This is a genomic window from Tropicimonas omnivorans (assembly GCF_031846565.1).
GTDB classification, from domain to species: domain Bacteria; phylum Pseudomonadota; class Alphaproteobacteria; order Rhodobacterales; family Rhodobacteraceae; genus Tropicimonas_B; species Tropicimonas_B omnivorans.
In genome coordinates, this window is record NZ_JAVRHL010000001.1 from 770181 (window position 1) to 787557 (window position 17377).

At 68.2% G+C, this 17377-nt stretch carries 17 protein-coding genes; 9 read left to right on the forward strand and 8 right to left on the reverse strand.

What is annotated here, in order from left to right; translation table 11 throughout:
* Positions 1 to 23: 23 nt before the first annotated feature.
* The 3 genes from RM543_RS03825 to RM543_RS03835 all read right to left on the reverse strand — a co-directional run bounded on the left by RM543_RS03825 (position 24) and on the right by RM543_RS03835 (position 2924).
* The gene (locus RM543_RS03825; protein WP_311689566.1) at positions 24 to 869 is read right to left on the reverse strand and encodes a methylated-DNA--[protein]-cysteine S-methyltransferase; all 846 of its coding nucleotides are present in this window, start codon (positions 867 to 869) and stop codon (positions 24 to 26) included.
* A 75-nt stretch (positions 870 to 944) separates the two neighbouring features.
* Positions 945 to 1310, reverse strand: a complete 366-nt coding sequence (locus tag RM543_RS03830; protein ID WP_311689567.1) for an HIT domain-containing protein — start codon at positions 1308 to 1310, stop codon at positions 945 to 947.
* Positions 1311 to 1349: 39 nt separating this feature from the next.
* Positions 1350 to 2924 (reverse strand): DUF5928 domain-containing protein, encoded by a 1575-nt coding sequence (locus RM543_RS03835; protein ID WP_311689568.1) that lies wholly within the window; start codon positions 2922 to 2924, stop codon positions 1350 to 1352.
* A gap of 142 nt (positions 2925 to 3066) precedes the next feature.
* Between RM543_RS03835 and RM543_RS03840 the strand changes: the two genes are divergently transcribed.
* From RM543_RS03840 to RM543_RS03855, 4 genes are all read left to right on the forward strand, one after another.
* Entirely contained in the window at positions 3067 to 3885 is an 819-nt protein-coding gene (locus RM543_RS03840; RefSeq protein WP_311689569.1) for a sulfotransferase family protein, read from the forward strand.
* Between the two features lie 108 nt (positions 3886 to 3993).
* Complete coding sequence (locus RM543_RS03845) at positions 3994 to 5067, forward strand: enoyl-CoA hydratase/isomerase family protein (protein ID WP_311689570.1); 1074 nt, start codon at positions 3994 to 3996, stop codon at positions 5065 to 5067.
* 92 nt (positions 5068 to 5159) lie between these two features.
* Positions 5160 to 6107: an NAD(P)H-dependent flavin oxidoreductase gene (locus RM543_RS03850; protein WP_311689571.1), complete on the forward strand. Its 948-nt coding sequence runs from the start codon at positions 5160 to 5162 to the stop codon at positions 6105 to 6107.
* Positions 6108 to 6137: 30 nt separating this feature from the next.
* Positions 6138 to 6914 (forward strand): phosphatase PAP2 family protein, encoded by a 777-nt coding sequence (locus RM543_RS03855; protein ID WP_311689572.1) that lies wholly within the window; start codon positions 6138 to 6140, stop codon positions 6912 to 6914.
* Positions 6915 to 6939: 25 nt separating this feature from the next.
* Here RM543_RS03855 and RM543_RS03860 read toward each other — a convergent pair whose 3' ends face one another.
* The 4 genes from RM543_RS03860 to RM543_RS03875 all read right to left on the reverse strand — a co-directional run bounded on the left by RM543_RS03860 (position 6940) and on the right by RM543_RS03875 (position 9711).
* A complete protein-coding gene (locus RM543_RS03860) occupies positions 6940 to 7926 on the reverse strand; it encodes an adenosine kinase (protein WP_311689573.1) in 987 nt (328 codons plus the stop codon).
* Positions 7923 to 8567: an endonuclease III gene (gene nth, locus RM543_RS03865; RefSeq protein WP_311689574.1), complete on the reverse strand. Its 645-nt coding sequence runs from the start codon at positions 8565 to 8567 to the stop codon at positions 7923 to 7925. Before nth ends, RM543_RS03860 begins: the two co-directional genes overlap by 4 nt.
* A 457-nt stretch (positions 8568 to 9024) precedes the next feature.
* Positions 9025 to 9450 carry a globin domain-containing protein gene (locus RM543_RS03870; RefSeq protein ID WP_311689575.1) on the reverse strand — a complete coding sequence of 142 codons (426 nt, stop codon included), beginning with the start codon at positions 9448 to 9450 and terminating at the stop codon, positions 9025 to 9027.
* 63 nt (positions 9451 to 9513) lie between these two features.
* Positions 9514 to 9711 (reverse strand): zinc-finger domain-containing protein, encoded by a 198-nt coding sequence (locus tag RM543_RS03875; protein WP_116085810.1) that lies wholly within the window; start codon positions 9709 to 9711, stop codon positions 9514 to 9516.
* An 88-nt stretch (positions 9712 to 9799) separates the two neighbouring features.
* Between RM543_RS03875 and RM543_RS03880 the strand changes: the two genes are divergently transcribed.
* The 3 genes from RM543_RS03880 (at position 9800) to polA (ending at position 14692) form a co-directional block, all read left to right on the forward strand.
* Positions 9800 to 10777, forward strand: a complete 978-nt coding sequence (locus RM543_RS03880; protein WP_311689576.1) for an ABC transporter ATP-binding protein — start codon at positions 9800 to 9802, stop codon at positions 10775 to 10777.
* The gene (locus RM543_RS03885; RefSeq protein ID WP_311689577.1) at positions 10778 to 11812 is read left to right on the forward strand and encodes a hypothetical protein; all 1035 of its coding nucleotides are present in this window, start codon (positions 10778 to 10780) and stop codon (positions 11810 to 11812) included.
* A gap of 87 nt (positions 11813 to 11899) precedes the next feature.
* A complete protein-coding gene (gene polA, locus RM543_RS03890; protein ID WP_311689578.1) occupies positions 11900 to 14692 on the forward strand; it encodes a DNA polymerase I in 2793 nt (930 codons plus the stop codon).
* 93 nt (positions 14693 to 14785) lie between these two features.
* Here polA and RM543_RS03895 read toward each other — a convergent pair whose 3' ends face one another.
* On the reverse strand, positions 14786 to 15409 hold the full coding sequence (locus tag RM543_RS03895; protein WP_311689579.1) for a DUF1285 domain-containing protein: 624 nt from the start codon (positions 15407 to 15409) through the stop codon (positions 14786 to 14788).
* A 64-nt stretch (positions 15410 to 15473) separates the two neighbouring features.
* On the opposite strand from RM543_RS03895, the gene RM543_RS03900 reads away from it, so the two are divergent.
* Positions 15474 to 16481 (forward strand): AAA family ATPase, encoded by a 1008-nt coding sequence (locus RM543_RS03900; RefSeq protein ID WP_311689580.1) that lies wholly within the window; start codon positions 15474 to 15476, stop codon positions 16479 to 16481.
* A gap of 35 nt (positions 16482 to 16516) precedes the next feature.
* Positions 16517 to 17377 (forward strand): DUF58 domain-containing protein, encoded by an 861-nt coding sequence (locus tag RM543_RS03905; protein ID WP_311689859.1) that lies wholly within the window; start codon positions 16517 to 16519, stop codon positions 17375 to 17377.

A 17377-nucleotide genomic window follows, 5' to 3' on the forward strand; every position in this document is an offset into this window, starting at 1 on the left:
GTGACGGCCGGGACCGGCGGGTCTCAGACCGCGTCGGCGCGCGCCGATTCCCAGGCGAGGATGGCGCGCTTGACCGGTAGCCCCCAGTGGTAGCCTCCAAGCCCGCCCGAGGCGCGGATCGCCCTGTGGCAGGGAATGAGGAAACCGACCGGGTTGCGCCCGACCGCGGTGCCGACGGCCCGCACCGCGCCCGGATGGCCGATGGCGGCCGCGATGTCCGAGTAGGTTGCGACATGGGCGGTCGGAATCGCCATCAACGCCTCCCACACCTTGATCTGGAACGGCCCGCCCGGCGGGTCCAGACGCGCCTCGCCCCGGCCCTCGAAGGCGGCGGTGACCCAAGGGCGGAGCGCGGCTGGCTCTTCGCGCAGGTCCGCCTTCGGCCAGCGACCGGCGAGGTCGGCCATCACGGCCTCCCGCCCGGTCTCGGCGGTGAAGCCGAGGCCGCAGAGGCCACGATGCGTCGCCATGGCAATGACCTCGCCGAACGGGCTGTCGAACGTGCCCCAGGCGATGCGCTGGCCGTCTCCCTTCGCGGCCCAGGCGCCGGGGCTCATCGCTTCCCAGCGCAGGAAGAGATCGTGCAGACGGCCCCCGCCCGACAGCCCGGCCCCGTCCGCGGCCTCGAGGACGGTATGCCGGTCGCGCAGGAGCGCCTTGGCATGGCCGAGCGCAAGATACTGCTGGTAGCGCTTGGGCGAGACACCGACCCAGGACGAGAACAGGCGCTGGAAGTGCGACGGGCTCATGCCCAGCCGGGCGGCCAGATCGTCGAGGGGCAGGCTGCCGCCGGCCGCGTCGATCTCCTCCAGCGCCCTGCGCATGACGCCGTAGTGATAGGTGCCCGTCAGATCCTGCTCGTCCCGCATCGCTGTCGCCTCTTGTCCATCAGCGTTCCGACAATGCCGCGAGGGGGACGCGCCCGGCGACCCGGAACCTGCGCCTTATCCGGCCAGAAGCGGGCCGAGGGCCTGGCCGCCGAGGATGTGCACGTGCATGTGCGGCACCTCCTGAAGGCCTGCCTCGCCGGCATTGGAGATGAGGCGGTAGCCTCCCTCCTCCAGCCCCTCGCGGCGGCAAACCTCGGCGATCGCGCGCGTGAAATCGGCGATCTGTGCGTTCGATGCCTCCCGCGCGAAGTGATCGTAGGTCACGTAGGCGCCCTTCGGGATCACGAGGACATGGACCGCCGCCTTGGGCGTGATGTCCCGGAAGGCGAGGGAGTGCTCGGTCTCCAGAACGGTGTCGTTCGGGATCTCCCCGCGCAGGATCTTCGCGAAGATGTTTGTGTCGTCATAGGCGTGGGTCATGCCGGGTCCTTTCGGGGAAGAGGTCGGGAAGGGCTGCGGTCAATCGGTGAAGAGGTGGGGCATCGAGGTGATCTCCCTCGCCTCCTCATGCGAGATGGAGAGGAAGCGGGCGAGGGGGCCGGCGTTCTCTTCGGGATCCGCCGACTGCCGGATGCGCTCCAGATGCGGGAAACCGGCCTGCCGCAGCCGACCGCTCTCGTGGAGGATGTCATAGCGGATCGCGGGGATCAGCCGACCTATCACGTCTTTCGGCGTGGACGCTCCGGCAAGGCCGACGCGCATGGCGTGGCCGGCAAGGTAGTCGTCCGTCATGTCGCATTCGATCTCCAGCATCCGCACGGTCGAGCGGTCAGACTGCAAATCCTGCATGAGGTCGATCATCGACGGGTCGAGGCAGATCGCGAGCCGGTCCTTGCCGTGGTAGTCGAACAGCATTCGGATGAGGGCGCGCCGGTGCCGCGTCCGTTTCTCGAGGGTGGATTGTATGCCGCCGAGATGGGGCAGTTCGGTATCTTCCTCGTTGAAGAGGTAGTCGATGCCCGGCGCTCCCGTGACCTGCTTGATCCGCGCCATCAGCCGCTTGGCCACGTGCCACTTCTTGCACACCACGATCAGCAGCTCCCGCGGCTGTTCATGGCCCGCCTCCTCCCAGAACCGGGCGGCGTAGCGGCGCCCGATCCGGCCGCGTCCAGCCAGGAAGCGATAGAGGCTCTCCGCCTCGCCCGAGATCGGGAAATGGACGCCCGTCTCGGCATAGATCCGGCCGAGCCGGGCCTTCAGGTCCGTCGCCTCCGGGCTGATCTTGCGGGCGAAGAGGGAATCCTGGGTGAGCAGGAGGTCGAAGTGGTCGTTGTAGAACGTCACCGGCATCCCGTAATCGGTGAACATGAGCAGCGTCAGCGTCCGGGTCTCGATCTCCACGCCCGGCACCACGTGGCGCACGACGGTCTGGAAGAAGGTCTCGTCCGGGATCCAGGTCCGCCGGAAGAAGCGCATCGCGTCGGGCCGCTCCTCGCAGAAGGACAGGACCGCCTCGACGGTGCGCCGCCGGAGGCACCACCACTGGCTCCCGATCATGATCTGCAGATCCGAGGGGATCTGCTGCGTCAGGCCAAGCCGCGATTGCAGCGCCAGGCTGGCGTAGAACAGGCTCTTGTGCTTGCGTTCGTTGAAGAAATGCCGGTGAGTGAGCCGCTCGCCCTTGATCCCCGTCTTGATCCAGTCGCTCTCGAAGAAATCGAAGCTCTCGATGTAGTCGACATCTTTCGAGTCGAGGAAATTGTGGGCGTACTCGGCCGACTTGATCGACATGCAATCGCCGGAGAGCAGGTAGAAGTGCGTCGCCCTCCGGAAGGCCGCCACCGCGGCGCGCGTGGCCTCGAGGGTCGCCTCGACGAGGCTCCACTCGCCCCAGCCGCACTTCACCCGTCGCCGGGCAAAGGTCACGTTCGGATTGCCCGCAAGGGCGGCCTCGATCTTCTGGAACGCGTCTTTCGGTGCGCGACCGTCGAAGTGGATCGCCATGCAGTCGCCGGCCGCGGTCAGCCGCTCGGCCTGAGCGATCACCGCATCGGGGTCCTTGTGACACAGCAGGATGTAGGCGATCCGGGCCATCCGGTCCTTTCGCGGAAGCAATTCCTTGATTGCAGACTGAATATCGTGAAGAGCCGTTGAAATGACAGGGCTTGTTTGCTCTCTTGCCGCAGGAAGCGGCCAAGGCTGGCGGCGGACCCTGTCGTCATGAAAAGAGGCCTGAATGGGATTTCCCGGAACGTGGATGACCGAGAGCGAAAGCATGGTGTACCGCGTGGTGCCGAAATGCGCCTGCTCCACCATCGGTCAGATCATGTACTACTCCGACCATGGTGCGTTCTTCGACGGTGACGTGCACGATGCCGAGGCGGGGCTGCACAAGTGGGGCTTCGAGAACAGCAAGCCGCTCATCGAGGCCAACGTGAAGGGCCATCGAAGCCCGACCTTCACCTGCGTCCGCAACCCCTACGGGCGCATCCTGTCCTCCTTCTTCGACAAGATCTGCGGCATCCAGCGCAACGGCAACCGGTATCGCGGCAACCTCGTTCCCCAGCTCGTCCAGCGTTACGGGATCGAGGTGGGGGATCCCGAGACGGGCTTCGAGTTCGATCAGATCCGCTCCTTCCGGCGCTTCCTGCTCTTCGCGCGGGACACGATCCGCTTCCGTCGCCCGATGGAGCCGGACATCCACTGGTCGGCGATGTCCTCGCATATCTCCACGTTCATCGTGAACGGTGGGCGCTACGACAGGATCTTCTGGACGGAGACGTTCAACGAGGGAATGCAAGCCGTGCTCGACGCTTGCGACACGCCCCATTCCGTGGATCTGGCGACGATCCCGCGGTTCAACGAGAGCGAGGGGCACGGTCCGAAACGGGCGCACCCGGTCGAGGACTATTTCGACGACCTTTCGATGCATCTCGTCTTCGAAATGTACAAGAAGGATTTCCAGCTCTTCCGGTACGATTTCGAGAACCCTGCCAACAAGATGCCGGTGGGCGAGGTCGATCTGGACGAGGTTCACGCCAAGCTCGGCGCCTGAGCTGCGGTTGACCTCGGCCGATTTCGGCAAAGATGGTCATTGGAGAAAACGGACAATCGGGAGGATTGCGGGGACCCCGCCGAGGAGGGCCGGGACCTGCGACTTGGCATGAGCGACGAACTGCACATCAGACGGGACGGCCGGGCAGGGCGCATCACCCTGACGCGTCCCGATGAACGCAACCGGCTGACGGCAGGCTGCTGCCGCGAGATCCGGGAGGCGCTCGAGGCGTGGCAGGGGGACGACGCCGTCTCCCTCATCGTGATCGACGCCGAGGGAGATTTCTGCGCCGGCCGCGATCTGGGCGAGTTCCTGCGCCATGCGCGGGAGGGGGGAGCCACGACCGCCGCCGAGGTGCTGCGCTGCGAGTACCGCCTTGCGGACCGGATCGCACAGCCGAGCAAGCCGATCGTCTCCTTCCTCTCCGGCCGCGTGGCCGGGACCGGCGTCGCCCTGGGCTGTTTCGCGCAACGCCGCGTGGTAGGAAACGGCAGCCGCATCGTGTTCGACGGCTGTGCCACCGGCCTCATCCCGGATACCGGCGGGACCTACCTTCTGGCGCGCGCTCCCGCCCGGCTCGGCGAGTATTTCGGGCTTGCCGGCGTGTCCGCGGGGCCGGGGGATGCCGTTTGCGGCCGTCTCGCCGACGCCTTCGTACCGGAGAAGGACTGGCCGGATCTCATCGACGAGTTGTGCCGGACCGGCCTGCTCCGCACGGTGGACGAGGCCGCCTATCCCGCGCCGGATGCGCCGCTGCTCTATGCGTGCCAGGCTCTCGACGAGGTCTTCGCGCGAAATACCGTGCCGGAGATGCTCGCCGCCCTCGAAGCGGAGGCGAAGGAGGACGATTCGGAGGCCGCCCTCGCGGCCGAGGCTGCCGCCTCCATCCGCCGCGCCGCGCCCCTGTCCATGGACTGGACGCTCGCCACGGTCCGGGATCTGCGCAGCTCCGGAGGCAGCGTCCGCACCGCCCTCGATCTGGAATTCCGGTTCATGCGGCGCGCCGCCCAGGATCAGGCCCGGCTGGACGCGCTGCAGACCGTCCATGCCGGTGGCGATCAGCCCGCCTGGCCCCACACGCTCGGCGCCGTCCCGGCCGAGGCTCTGGCGCAGATGCGCGCCCCCCTGGGACGCGATGCGCTCATGCTTCCGGAATGGGATGAGATGGCGGCCGGCGGCTGACACGGGCTGACGCTCTGACGGAGCGTCGCGGTTGCTCCGATGCCTTCGGCGCCTATCGTCATGCTCAGGAGAGACCCCGGGAGGCCGACCGCATGACATTGCCAAAGACGCTGGAGGGACGCCTGTCCCTCCCTGCCATCGCTGCGCCGATGTTCCTGACCTCGGGCCCCGAGCTCGTCATCGAGACCTGCCGCGCCGGCGTTCTGGGAACATTCCCCGCCCTCAACCAGCGCACGACGGAAGGGTTTGCCGAGTGGCTGGACGAGATCGAGGACGCCCTCGGCGACGGGGATGCACCCTTCGGCGTCAATCTCATCGTCCACCGGTCCAATCCCCGCGTCGAAGCGGACCTGAAGGTGATCGTGGAGCACGAGGTTCCGCTGGTCATCACGTCCCTCGGCGCGGTCTCGGACCTCGTTGATGCGGTCCATTCCTATGGCGGCCTCGTCTTTCACGACGTGACCACGCGCCGCCATGCCGAGAAGGCCGCCGAGGCTGGCGTGGATGGGGTGATCGGGATCGCGGCAGGGGCGGGCGGCCATGCCGGCGCGACCAGCCCGTTCGCGCTTCTGACCGAGATCCGGCAGGTCTTCGATGGTACCGTTATCCTCGGCGGTGCCATCTCCACCGGGCAGGACATCGCCGCGGCACGGGTCATGGGAGCGGACCTCGCCTATCTCGGCACGCGCTTCATCGCGACCGAAGAGGCGATGGTGGACGAGGCGTACAAGCGCATGGTCATGGACAGCGGCGCCGCGGACGTCGTCTACACCCCCGCCATCTCCGGCGTGAACGCCAACTTCCTGCGTCCCTCCATCGTCGCGGCCGGCCTCGATCCGGACAATCTCGGCCCCGGCGGCAAGCTGGATGCCGGGCACGAGGCGAAAGCCTGGAGCACCGTCTGGTCTGCCGGGCAGGGGAGCGCGGCGATCACCGACGCACCACGGGCCGCCGAACTCTGCGCGCGGCTCCTCGAGGAGTACCGCGCCGCCATGGCCTCGGCGGGGATGGATCCCTTTGCCGCGGCGCCTTCGGCTTGACCCGGCGCGCCTGACCGCCATTCTGCGCCGATGTCACCGATCCGCCGCCTCTCCTTCATCCGCTCGCTGATCCAGCGTGGGCGTCCCGAATTCTCGACCATGGCGCTGCTCGCGCTTCTTGCGATGATCGCATGGGGATTCGCCGAGCTGGCGGAGAGCGTGGCCTTCGATCCCGCGGCCCGCCTCGAACGGGCGATCATCCTGTTGATGCGGACGCCCGGAGACCCGTCGAACCCGATCGGCCCGCCGTTCGTGGAAGAGCTGATGAGGGATTTCACCGCGCTCGGAGGCGTGGGTGTCCTGACGCTCCTCACCATCGCCGTCGCCGGACTGCTCTGGCTCCAGCGCAACCGCATGTCGATGGTGGTGCTGCTGATCGCGGTGGCGTCCGGGATCCTCTTCTCGCAGGTCGCGAAGAACGCGTTCGACCGGGCGCGGCCGGACATCGTGCCGCACGGCTCCATCGTCCACACCGCGTCCTTCCCGTCCGGCCATTCGATGATGTCCGCAATCGTGTACCTGACGCTGGCGGTACTGGTGGCGCGGGTGCAGGAGCGGCGGGCCATCAAGATCTACGTCATCGCCCTGGCGGCGCTCCTGACGATCGCGGTGGGCGTAAGCCGGGTCTATCTCGGCGTGCACTGGCCGTCGGACGTGCTGGCCGGCTGGGCCGCTGGCACCGGCTGGGCGCTGGCCGTGGCTCTGGCGACCGAGCTTCTGGATCGCGGCGAGCCGCCGAACATGGTCCTGACGGACCGGGATTCGCCGAACCACCCGGAATTCAAGGCGTGGGGCGGGGACGCCTGAGCCCCCGTCCGCCGGACGGTGTGGCTCAGATCAGTCCGGCATCCCGGAAGAGGGCCTTGATGTCGGCCTCGGGGCGGGCGCCGAAATGGCCGATGACCTCGGTCGCGGCGATGCAGCCCATGCGGCCGCAGGTCTCGAGGTCCTTGCCGGTGACGAGACCGTAGAGGAAACCCGCCGCGAACTGGTCTCCCGCGCCGGTCGCGTCCACCGGTACGACACGGGAGACTTCCGCCTCGGCCCGCTCGCCATCCTTGAACAGCCAGACGGACTCGCCGGATCGCGTGCAGACGACGAGGTCGCAATCCGCCACGGCCAGCTCCATCGCCGCGTCGAGCGTTTCGGTCTGGTAGAGGGACATCCATTCCTCGCGGTTGCCGATCACGAAATCCATCGGGCCGGCGACGAGACTGCGGAAATCCTCCCGGTGCCGGTCCACGCAGAACGGGTCCGACAGCGCGATCCCGGCACGGCCCCCGCCCGATCGGACGAGATCCGCGGCGCGGAGGAATGCCTGCTTGCCGGGGCTCTTGTCGAAGAGGTAGCCCTCGAGGAACAGGATGTCGGCGCCGCGAACCTCCTCCTCCGGCAGGTCTTCGGCACCCAGTTCGGCGGAGATGCCGAGATAGGTGTTCATCGAGCGCTCGCCGTCTGGGGTGACGAAGATCATGGACCGGCTCGACGGAAGCTGCGCCCCGGAGACAGGCTCGTTGAGAAACGTCGATCCCGGCGGCATGGCGGAAGCGTAGAACCGGCCGAGCGCATCGTCCCGGACCTTGCCGATGAGACCGGCGGAGACGCCGAGTGCGCCGAGGCCGGCGAGCGTGTTCGCCACGGAACCGCCGGCGACCTGACGCCGCTCCTCCATCGCCCCGTAGAGCGTTTCGGCCCGCTCGCGCTCCACGAGCTGCATGATGCCCTTCTCGATCCCCATGTGGTCGAGGAACGAATCGTCGCAATGGGAGAGGACGTCGACGATGGCATTCCCCATCCCGATGACGCTGTAGCCGCTCATGCCGTCTTTCCTTCGTTGCAGCACAGATCCCCCAGCACGCAGGCGCCACATTTGGGGTTCCGCGCCGTACAGGTGTAGCGCCCGTGCAGGATCAGCCAGTGATGGGCGTGAAGTTGAAATTCCGCGGGGACGTGATCCTCGATCGCCCGCTCGACCGCGATGACGTCCTTGCCGATCGCGATGCCGGTGCGGTTCCCGACGCGGAAGATATGCGTGTCCACCGCCTGCGCGGGCATCTTGAACCACGAGTTGAGAACGACATTCGCCGTCTTCCGCCCGACCCCCGGCAGTGCCACGAGGGCGGCACGGGAGGAGGGGACCTCGCCGCCATATTCCTCCACGAGGATGCGGGAGAGCTTCGAGACGTTCTTCGCCTTGTTCCGGAAGAGACCGATGGACTTGATGTGCTCCGCGATGCCCTCCTCGCCGAGGGCCAGCATCGCCTCCGGTGTCCGGGCGGCGGCGAAAAGCGGTTCGGTGGCCTTGTTCACACCGCGATCCGTAGCCTGCGCGGACAACACGACGGCGACGAGAAGGGTGAACGCGCTGTCATGCACGAGCTCCCCTTTCGGCTCCGGCTCCGCGTCACGAAAGCGGGTGAAGGCCTTTACGAGGTCCGGATAGGAAAGCTGCGGTTTCATCGCATGCGGGTATGCCGGGGATCGCCGGGAGCGGCAAGCGCGAGCATCGCCCGGCCGCCGTGTGGGCCGTCCTCGGCAGGAGAGTGCCCGAAGATCACGACGCGGAGCGGATTGTGGACAGGGGCGGCCCGGGTGATCGGGGTGCCTGCCGGTCCGAGCGGTTCGGGGGCGGGGAGGGGCGGGGTACCTTCCGCACTTGGTGGACGGACATCGCTTACATGACTCTCCGTGGGTTTCTCGACTGGAAAAGGCGGGGAGGGTGCTCGGCGCGGCCCCGGCTCTCGTCTTCTCGCGCGAGGCCTGGATCCGGGAGTGGCGCGGGACCCACGAGACGTCGGAGAAGGCGGTGAGAGAGGGCGGAGTGGTGCTGAACGGGGAGGAAGCCGGTTGCCTCACCGGGCAGCGCAAGGGCGGTCGGGCGGAAGCGCGTAATCCAGCCGGCATGCTTTTCGCCACGTCAGGCTGCTGCGGCGGCTTCCTTTGCCCCGGCGATCATGTGTTCGGCGACGAAGCCGAGAACGGCGCCCCAGGCCTCTTCCATCTCCTTCGTCCAGAGGGGGCCGGACGCCTCCTTCAGGGTGGCGATCAGGGTACTGGCGACGACGGGATAGTGCTCCGACTGCGCGCCGTAGCCCCGATGGCGCGCGCCGAGGGCCTTGAGCGGGGCGATGAGGGCGCGGGGCGAATTCAGCGAGGTCAGCGCCGTCTGAAGCATGTCCTTCAGTTTGGAATGCTGAGCGCCCATGTCCTGCGGAAAGATCGCGCGGAGGCCCGGGTTCTCCGCGAAGAGAAGCGCGTAGAAGTTCGCCACCAGCGCGTCGTTCCGCGAGGAGACGAGCAGAAAGCTGCGGCGGACAGCGACGATCTGGTGCGAGGACGGCATTTCGGGCTCCGGTTCTGACGCCGCCGAGGAAACCCGATTCGCATTAACACGCGGTGAAGCGGTTCAGCTTTCCGCCCAGTCCTCGTGCACGAACTTCTTGTCGCAATAGGGACATTCGACCCAACCGGTCTCGTGGCTGACCGAAAGCCAGACGCGCGGATGCCCGAGGCCCGGGCCGCTGCCGTCGCAGACCACGCGCATCTTGTTCACGACCTCGGTCTCCGGGGGATCGATGGAGGGGGATCCGGGGGGCTTGGTCATTGCGGTTTCCTTGTCGCGGCGCCCGGTGGGCCTTAAGTTCGCGGCATCATAAGGAACGCCCTTGCACGGGCAAGGGGCCGGAGGGCGCATGACTGGCAACGCCATCGAGATCGACAGGTTGACGAAGACTTACGCGGCGGTGGGCGGCGAGCCCCCCAAGACCGCGCTGGACGGTGTCGACCTCACAGTGCGCGCGGGCGCGATCTTCGGGCTTCTGGGGCCGAACGGCGCCGGCAAGTCCACCTTGATCAACATCCTCGCGGGCCTCGTGATGAAGACCTCCGGGAAGGTCCGGATCTGGGGATTCGACCAGGACGTGAATCCACGGCAATCCCGGGCGTCCATCGGCGTGATGCCGCAGGAGCTGAACATGGATCCCTTCTTCACGCCGCGCCAGTCACTCGAGGTGCAGGCCGGGCTCTACGGCGTGCCGAAGCGGGAGCGGCGGACGGACGAGATCCTCGAGACCATCGGCCTTACGGACAAGGCCTCCGCCTATGCGCGCAACCTGTCGGGGGGCATGCGGCGGCGGCTGCTCCTGGGCAAGGCGCTGGTTCACCGCCCGCATGTTCTCGTCCTCGACGAGCCGACGGCCGGCGTGGATATCGAGCTGCGCAAGATGCTGTGGAGGAACGTGCGGCGGCTGAACGAGGAGGATGGCATGACGATCATCCTCACCACGCATTACCTCGAGGAAGCGCAGGAGATGTGCGACGAGATCGCCATCGTCGACCGGGGCAGGATCGTGGCGCAGGATTCGACGCAGAACCTCGTCGGCCGTCTCGATGCCAAGGCCCTCGTGGTCACGCCGCAGGAAGATACCCCCATAGGGGAGCTTCCGGGCCTGCCGGAGGGCGTCGAGATGTCGCGCCGTCCGGCGGGGGCCGTGGCGCTGACCTACCGGCGCGGTGAGGTGACGGCGGGGCAGCTTCTCGACATCGTGCGCGCGGCCGGAATATCCGTGGCCGATGTGCGTAGCGAGGAGCCGAATCTCGAGGATGCGTTCCTCGCCCTGACCTCGCATGCGGACGAGGAGACGTCCGGCGAGGCCGGCGCCGCCGCCTGAATGCTCTACGAGGTGCCGGACGCCGAGCGGCTCTCCCAGTCCCGCGTCCTCGTGACGCTCTTGAGCGAAGCGGGGGCGCGGTGCGGCGGGCATCTGGAGATTGAGCGGACATTCGGTCATCTGGCGCGATTCGTCCGGGCGGACGGGCAGGCGCGGCCGATCTTCGGCGCCTCCCTCGGCGTGAACTCCGACGCGGCGGCGGCGATCGCCGCGGACAAGGGCTGGACCGCCGAGGTGTTGCGGGCCGCCGGGCTGCCGGCCGCCGAGGGGATCACGGTCTTTGCCGAGACGTTCCGGGACAGGCTCGCTCTCAGGATCGGTGCAGCAGGTGCCGGCCTGCCGGGCCTGCCGGAGGCGGTGACGTTCGCCGCTGGCGCGCCGGTCGCGATCAAGCCGAACAACGGCTCCGAGGGGCGCGGCGTGTCGCTCGCGACGGGGCCGGCCCAGATCGAGAGGGATCTGGCCGCGCTTCTGTCCCGCGAGGATCGGGCGCGGGTGGAGCGGCTCCTGCCGGGCACCGATCACAGGCTCTTCGTGCTGGACGGGCGGGTGCGGGCGGCCTACCGGCGCGCGCCGCCCTTCATCGAGGGGGACGGGGTGCGCAGCGCCGATGCGCTCATCACGGAGGCCTTGGAGAAGATTGCCGTGGGCAAGCGAGGCGCCGTCCTCTCAGGGGACGATCCACGCATCGCCCGCTCGCTCGCCGCGGCGGGGATGTCCCGAAAGGACGTGGTGGAGGACGGGCGGCGTGTGCCGATCCTTTTCGGGGCGAACCTCTCCACCGGCGGCTCCCTCGTCGATCTGACGGGGCGGCTGGCGCCGGGAGCCGAGGAGATCGCGGTGCGTGCGGCGGACGCGCTGGGGCTCGCCGCGGCGGGGGTGGACGTGATGGCCGGGGACCTGTCTGAGACGGCCGCGGATGCGGCGATCCTCGAGGTGAATTCCGCGCCCGGCCTCGACAATTACGCGGGCTCGTCAGCCGAGGCGCGGGAGCGTTCGGTCGGCATCCTTGCGGACATGCTCGGGCGGCTCTGACCCGGACGCCTCCCCGCCCCATGGATTCCGCCGCGCGACCCGGCTAGAGATCGCGCCACCCCAACCATGCGACAGGAGCGGCGCGCCATGGCATTCGGCAAGGGACACCACCTGCATCTCATCGACGGCTCGGCGTTCATCTTCCGCGCCTACCACGCGCTGCCGCCGCTGACGCGGAAGTCGGACGGCCTGCCCATCGGGGCGGTCTCGGGCTTCTGCAACATGCTGTTCAGGTACATCGAGGACAGTGCCGGCCCGGATGCGCCGACCCATGCCGCCGTGATCTTCGACAAGGGCTCGCTCACCTTCCGCAACGAGATCTACGACCTCTACAAGGCCAACCGGGACGAGATGCCGGAGGACCTGCGTCCGCAGATCCCGCTGACCCGCGAGGCCACCCGGGCCTTCAACATCGCCTGCGAGGAGAAAGCCGGTTACGAGGCGGACGACATCATCGCAGCCCTTGCATGCCAGGCCCGCGAGGCGGGCGGGCGCGTGACCATCATCTCCTCCGACAAGGATCTGATGCAGCTCGTCGGCGGCGGGGTGGAGATGCTGGACGCGATGAAGAACAAGCGCATCGGTGTCGAGGAAGTGGAGGAGAAGTTCGGCGTCGGCCCGGACCGCGTGGTGGACGTGCAGGCGCTCGCGGGCGACTCGGTCGACAACGTGCCGGGCGCGCCCGGCATCGGGCTCAAGATCGCGGCCCAACTGATCAACGAATACGGCGACCTCGAGACGCTTCTGGAGCGCGCGGGGGAAATCAAGCAGCCCAAGCGGCGGCAGACCCTGATCGACCATGCCGAGCAGATCCGTCTCTCGAGGCGCCTCGTCCAGCTCGACTGCGACACTCCGCTCGACTTCACGCTGGACGATCTCGAGGTGAAGGAGCCGGACGCGGAGGTGCTGCTCGAGTTCCTCGGCCGGATGGAGTTCCGCACGATCTCCAAGCGCGTCGCGGAGAAGCTGGGCGTCGAGGCGCCGGCGATCGAGGATCAGGGTGCGGCGCAGGCCGATGCGCCGCCCGTGCCCGAGGCCGTGCCCTTCGATGCGGAGGCCTACGAGTGCATCCGCTCGATGACCCAGCTCGACGCGTGGCTCGACCGGATCGCGGCGCAGGGCTACGTCGCCTTCGACACCGAGACGACCTCGCTCTCCGAGATGCGGGCCGAGCTCGTCGGTATCTCGCTCGCCATCGCGCCCGGCCGCGCCTGCTACATCCCGCTCGCCCACCGCTCCGGAGAGGACGACATGTTCGGCGGAGGGCTGTCGGACGGGCAGATCGGCAAGGATCTCGTCCTCGAGGCGCTGAAGCCGATGCTGGAGGATCCGGCGATCCTGAAGATCGCGCAGAACGCCAAGTACGACGCGAAGATCCTCTCCCGCTGCGGCATCGAGGTCGCCCCGCTCGATGACACGATGCTGCTGTCCTACGCCCTCCATGCCGGCCTTCATACCCACGGAATGGACGCGCTGTCCGAGCGGTACCTCGGCCACAACCCCATTCCGATCAAGGAGCTCATCGGCTCCGGCAAGAGCCAGATCACCTTCGACCGCGTCCCGATCCCGGACGCGGTCCGCTACGCCGCCGAGGATGCGGACATCACCCTGCGCCTGTGGCAGCATCTCAAGCCCCAGCTCCATGCCGGACGGGTCACCACCGTCTACGAGACGCTTGAGCGGCCGCTGATCCCGGTGCTCGCGCGGATGGAACTGGAGGGCGTCAAGGTGGACCGGAACGTCCTCTCCCGCATGTCCGGCGCCTTCGCGCAGAAGATGGCCGAACTGGAGGCGGACATCCACGCCCTCGCAGGCGAGCCGTTCAACGTGGGTTCCCCCAAGCAGCTGGGCGAGATCCTGTTCGACAGGATGGGTCTCGAAGGCGGCAAGAAGGGCAAGACCGGCGCCTGGTCCACGCCCGCCGACGTGCTGGAGGACCTGGCGACGGTGCACGACCTGCCCGGCCGCGTTCTCGACTGGCGCCAGCTGTCCAAGTTGAAGTCCACGTACACCGACAGCCTTCAGGACCACATCAATCCCGAGACGGGCCGCGTCCACACCTCCTATTCCATCGCTGGCGCCAATACCGGCCGGCTCGCCTCCACCGAGCCGAACCTCCAGAACATCCCGATCCGCACCGAAGAGGGCCGCCGCATCCGGGAGGCCTTCGTGGCGGAGGAGGGCAAGGTCCTGCTATCGCTGGACTATTCCCAGATCGAGCTGCGCATCCTAGCCCATATCGCCGGGATCGACGCGCTGCGCGAGGCGTTCCGGGACGGGGTCGACATCCACGCGCTGACCGCCTCCGAGATGTTCGGAACGCCCGTCGAGGGGATGGACCCGATGATCCGGCGACAGGCGAAGGCGATCAATTTCGGCGTGATCTACGGCATCTCGGGCTTCGGTCTGGCGCGCAACCTGAGGATCCCGCGGGAGGACGCGCAAGCCTTCATCAACCGCTATTTCGAACGCTTTCCCGGCATCAAGGACTACATGGACGCGACCACGAAGTTCGCGAAGGCCAACGGCTACGTCGAGACCCTCTTCGGCCGCCGGATCAACACGCCCGACATCAACGCCAAGGGGCCGGGGGCCGGCTTCGCCAAGCGCGCCGCCATCAACGCGCCGATCCAGGGGACGGCAGCGGATATCATCCGCCGCGCGATGATCCGCATGGAGCCCGCAATCGAGGGGATGCCGGCGAAGATGCTCCTGCAGGTGCATGACGAACTGATCTTCGAGGTGGACGAGGCCGCGGCGGACGAGGTGTCCGAGCGCGTCCGCGAGATCATGGAAGGCGCCGCCGACCCGGCCGTGAAGCTCTCCGTCCCCCTTGTCGTGGAGGCCGGCAGGGGGCCGAACTGGGCCGCGGCACACTGAGCCGGGATCCGGCCGCGGAAGGGGCCGTTCCTTCGTCCTGACGCCCGACGAGGGCTATGTTTCCGCGCCGGTCCTCGCCGGGGAACCGTCCCCTCAGCCGTCCGGCAGTTCGCTGGCGGGGATGATGGGGAAGAACGTTCCGCCGGAGCGCAGACCGAACCAGAGCGTGCCCTCCACCTCCTCGCGGGTGCCGGCGTCGACAAGGCGGTAGAACGTCTTGCGGTCGACGAGGGCCTCCAGGTTGCGGCGGATGAGAACGTAGGGAGAGGGCTCGCCGGTCGCCGCGTCGCGCACCACGCGGATCGGATGATCGGGTCCGGCAGTCACGGCGTCGCCGACCTGCGTGGCGAACCGGATCATCTGCTCCGCCCCGTCTCCCTCGATCTCCGCGTCTTCCGCCACGAAAGGCGCGTCCTCCACGCGGATGCCGACCTTCTCCACCGGAGACTTGAGGAAGTAGGCATCCCCTTCGCGCCAGAGGATCGTGGAAAAGAGCTTCACCAGCGCCTTTCGCCCGATCGGCGTGCCCTCGTAGAACCAGGTCCCGTCCCGGCGGATCTCCATGTCGAGATCGCCGCAGAAGGGAGGGTCCCAGGCCTCGAGGGGCGGGCCCTTGCCCGATCCGGAGGCAGCGCGCGCGGCATCGGCGAGGCTTTCGGCGGAGGCGGCGGTGTTGCCGGTTCTCACATCACTGTGGCTGGACTTGGCTTTCGGCATTCCCTCACACTCTCCTTGCGTGCGATCCGTCGTGCCGAAAGCTAATCCACGAGGAGCGTTTGTCATGTCCGACCCCACCGAACTGGTCGCCGAGATCGAGCGGCTGGGCGGCCTGCTTGGCGAGGCGAAGACCTCCATCACCCGCCGGTTCATCGGTCAGGAAAAGGTGGTGGATCTCGTCCTCTCGGCTCTCGTCTGCGGCGGCCATGGCCTGCTGATCGGCCTTCCGGGCCTCGGCAAGACGCGCCTCGTCGAGGCGCTCTCCACCGTGATGGGGCTGTCCGGGAACCGCATCCAGTTCACGCCGGACCTGATGCCGGCGGACATCCTCGGCTCCGAGGTCCTCGACACGCTCGAGGGCGGGCGGCGGGAGTTCCGCTTCGTGGAGGGGCCGATCTTCTGCCAGCTCCTTATGGCGGACGAGATCAACCGCGCCAGTCCCCGGACGCAATCGGCCCTCCTCCAGGCGATGCAGGAGCGCGAGGTGACCATCGCCGGCGCGCACCGCGCCCTCGGCGTGCCCTTCCACGTCCTCGCGACGCAGAACCCGATCGAGCAGGAGGGCACCTATCCGCTGCCCGAGGCACAGCTCGACCGCTTCCTGGTGCAGATCGACGTGGATTATCCGGACCGCGCCACCGAGCGGGAGATCCTGATGGCGACCACGGGCACCGAGGACGCCGAGGCGCAGGCCGTGTTCACCGCGCAGGAGCTTCTGAACGCGCAGACGACGATCCGCCGGATGCCGGTGGGGGAGAAGATCGTGGACCTGATCCTGGACCTCGTCCGCGCCTGCCGCCCCGGGGAGCCCGGCGCGCCCGAACGCGTGAACCGGGATGTCGCCTGGGGGCCCGGTCCGCGCGCCGCGCAGGCGCTGATGCTGACGGTCCGCGCCCGAGCGCTGCTGGACGGGCGCCTCGCGCCCTCTCCTGAGGATGTCGCCGCGATGGCCGAGCCCGTCCTTCTTCACCGCATGGCGCTGACCTTCGCGGCGCGCGCCCGCGGCGAGAGCCTTGCCGGGCTCATCCAGGAGATCGTCTACCAGCACACGCGCAGCGAGGTCGCCGCGTGAGCGATGGACCCGTCACCTCCCAGGCCGGTCCACAGATGCGAACCCGCGCCGAGGGGCTGGCCTCCAGCCTTCCGCCGCTTCTCGCCGAGGCCGAGCAACTCGCCAACTCCGTCCTGACCGGCTCCCACGGGCGCCGCCGGGCCGGCGTCGGTGACGAGTTCTGGCAGTACCGCCCCCTGAGCGTCGGTGACGAGGCGCGGATGATCGACTGGCGCCGCTCCGCCCGGTCGGACACGCATTACATCCGGGAGCGGGAATGGCAGGGGGCGCAGAGCGTCCTGATCTGGGTCGACGCCTCCAGCGCGATGGGCTTCACCGGGGATGCGTCGCGGCCCGCGAAATCCGACAGGGCGCGGCTTCTCGCGCTGGCGCTGTCGGTCCTACTCGTGCGGGCCGGGGAGCGGGTCGGCCTAGCCAATCTCGGTCAGCCGCCGCGCGCCGGGCGGCTCTCCCTCGTCCGGATGGCCGAGGCCCTGACTGGCGATGCGCTGGATGGCGGCGAGTACGGCGTGCCCGACACGACCGGCCTGCCGCCCCATTCCCGCGCCGTCTTCATCAGCGATTTCCTGGGCGATCCCGCCGCCGTCGAAGAGAGCCTCGGCAAGGCCACCGACCGGTCGGTGCGGGGCGCGCTTCTGCAGGTGCTGGACCCGGTGGAGGAGACCTTTCCCTTCAACGGCCGCACGATCTTCGAGAGCATGGGCGGCGGGGTCCGGCATGAAACGCTCAAGGCCGGCGGCCTGAAGGAGCGGTATCTGGACCGGCTCGCCGAGCGGAAGGGGCGGCTCGATGAGCTCGGCCGTCTCTCGGGCTGGCTTTACACCTGCCACCACACGGGCGATTCGGCGCAGGCCGCGCTGCTGTGGCTCTATTCCGCCCTCGACCGGAGCCGCTGA

Bases quoted from the DNA above. Each gene is read 5' to 3' on its own strand.
- RM543_RS03875 (WP_116085810.1), bottom strand. From the start codon at position 9,711: ATGACCAAGCCCCCCGGATCCCCCTCCATCGATCCCCCGGAGACCGAG.
- polA (WP_311689578.1), top strand. From the start codon at position 11,900: ATGGCATTCGGCAAGGGACACCACCTGCATCTCATCGACGGCTCGGCG.
- RM543_RS03870 (WP_311689575.1), bottom strand. From the start codon at position 9,450: ATGCCGTCCTCGCACCAGATCGTCGCTGTCCGCCGCAGCTTTCTGCTC.
- RM543_RS03850 (WP_311689571.1), top strand. From the start codon at position 5,160: ATGACATTGCCAAAGACGCTGGAGGGACGCCTGTCCCTCCCTGCCATC.
- RM543_RS03835 (WP_311689568.1), bottom strand. From the start codon at position 2,924: ATGGCCCGGATCGCCTACATCCTGCTGTGTCACAAGGACCCCGATGCG.
- nth (WP_311689574.1), bottom strand. From the start codon at position 8,567: ATGAAACCGCAGCTTTCCTATCCGGACCTCGTAAAGGCCTTCACCCGC.
- RM543_RS03885 (WP_311689577.1), top strand. From the start codon at position 10,778: ATGCTCTACGAGGTGCCGGACGCCGAGCGGCTCTCCCAGTCCCGCGTC.
- RM543_RS03860 (WP_311689573.1), bottom strand. From the start codon at position 7,926: ATGAGCGGCTACAGCGTCATCGGGATGGGGAATGCCATCGTCGACGTC.
- RM543_RS03880 (WP_311689576.1), top strand. From the start codon at position 9,800: ATGACTGGCAACGCCATCGAGATCGACAGGTTGACGAAGACTTACGCG.
- RM543_RS03845 (WP_311689570.1), top strand. From the start codon at position 3,994: ATGAGCGACGAACTGCACATCAGACGGGACGGCCGGGCAGGGCGCATC.
- RM543_RS03825 (WP_311689566.1), bottom strand. From the start codon at position 869: ATGCGGGACGAGCAGGATCTGACGGGCACCTATCACTACGGCGTCATG.
- RM543_RS03855 (WP_311689572.1), top strand. From the start codon at position 6,138: ATGTCACCGATCCGCCGCCTCTCCTTCATCCGCTCGCTGATCCAGCGT.
- RM543_RS03840 (WP_311689569.1), top strand. From the start codon at position 3,067: ATGGGATTTCCCGGAACGTGGATGACCGAGAGCGAAAGCATGGTGTAC.
- RM543_RS03905 (WP_311689859.1), top strand. From the start codon at position 16,517: ATGCGAACCCGCGCCGAGGGGCTGGCCTCCAGCCTTCCGCCGCTTCTC.
- RM543_RS03900 (WP_311689580.1), top strand. From the start codon at position 15,474: ATGTCCGACCCCACCGAACTGGTCGCCGAGATCGAGCGGCTGGGCGGC.
- RM543_RS03895 (WP_311689579.1), bottom strand. From the start codon at position 15,409: ATGCCGAAAGCCAAGTCCAGCCACAGTGATGTGAGAACCGGCAACACC.
- RM543_RS03830 (WP_311689567.1), bottom strand. From the start codon at position 1,310: ATGACCCACGCCTATGACGACACAAACATCTTCGCGAAGATCCTGCGC.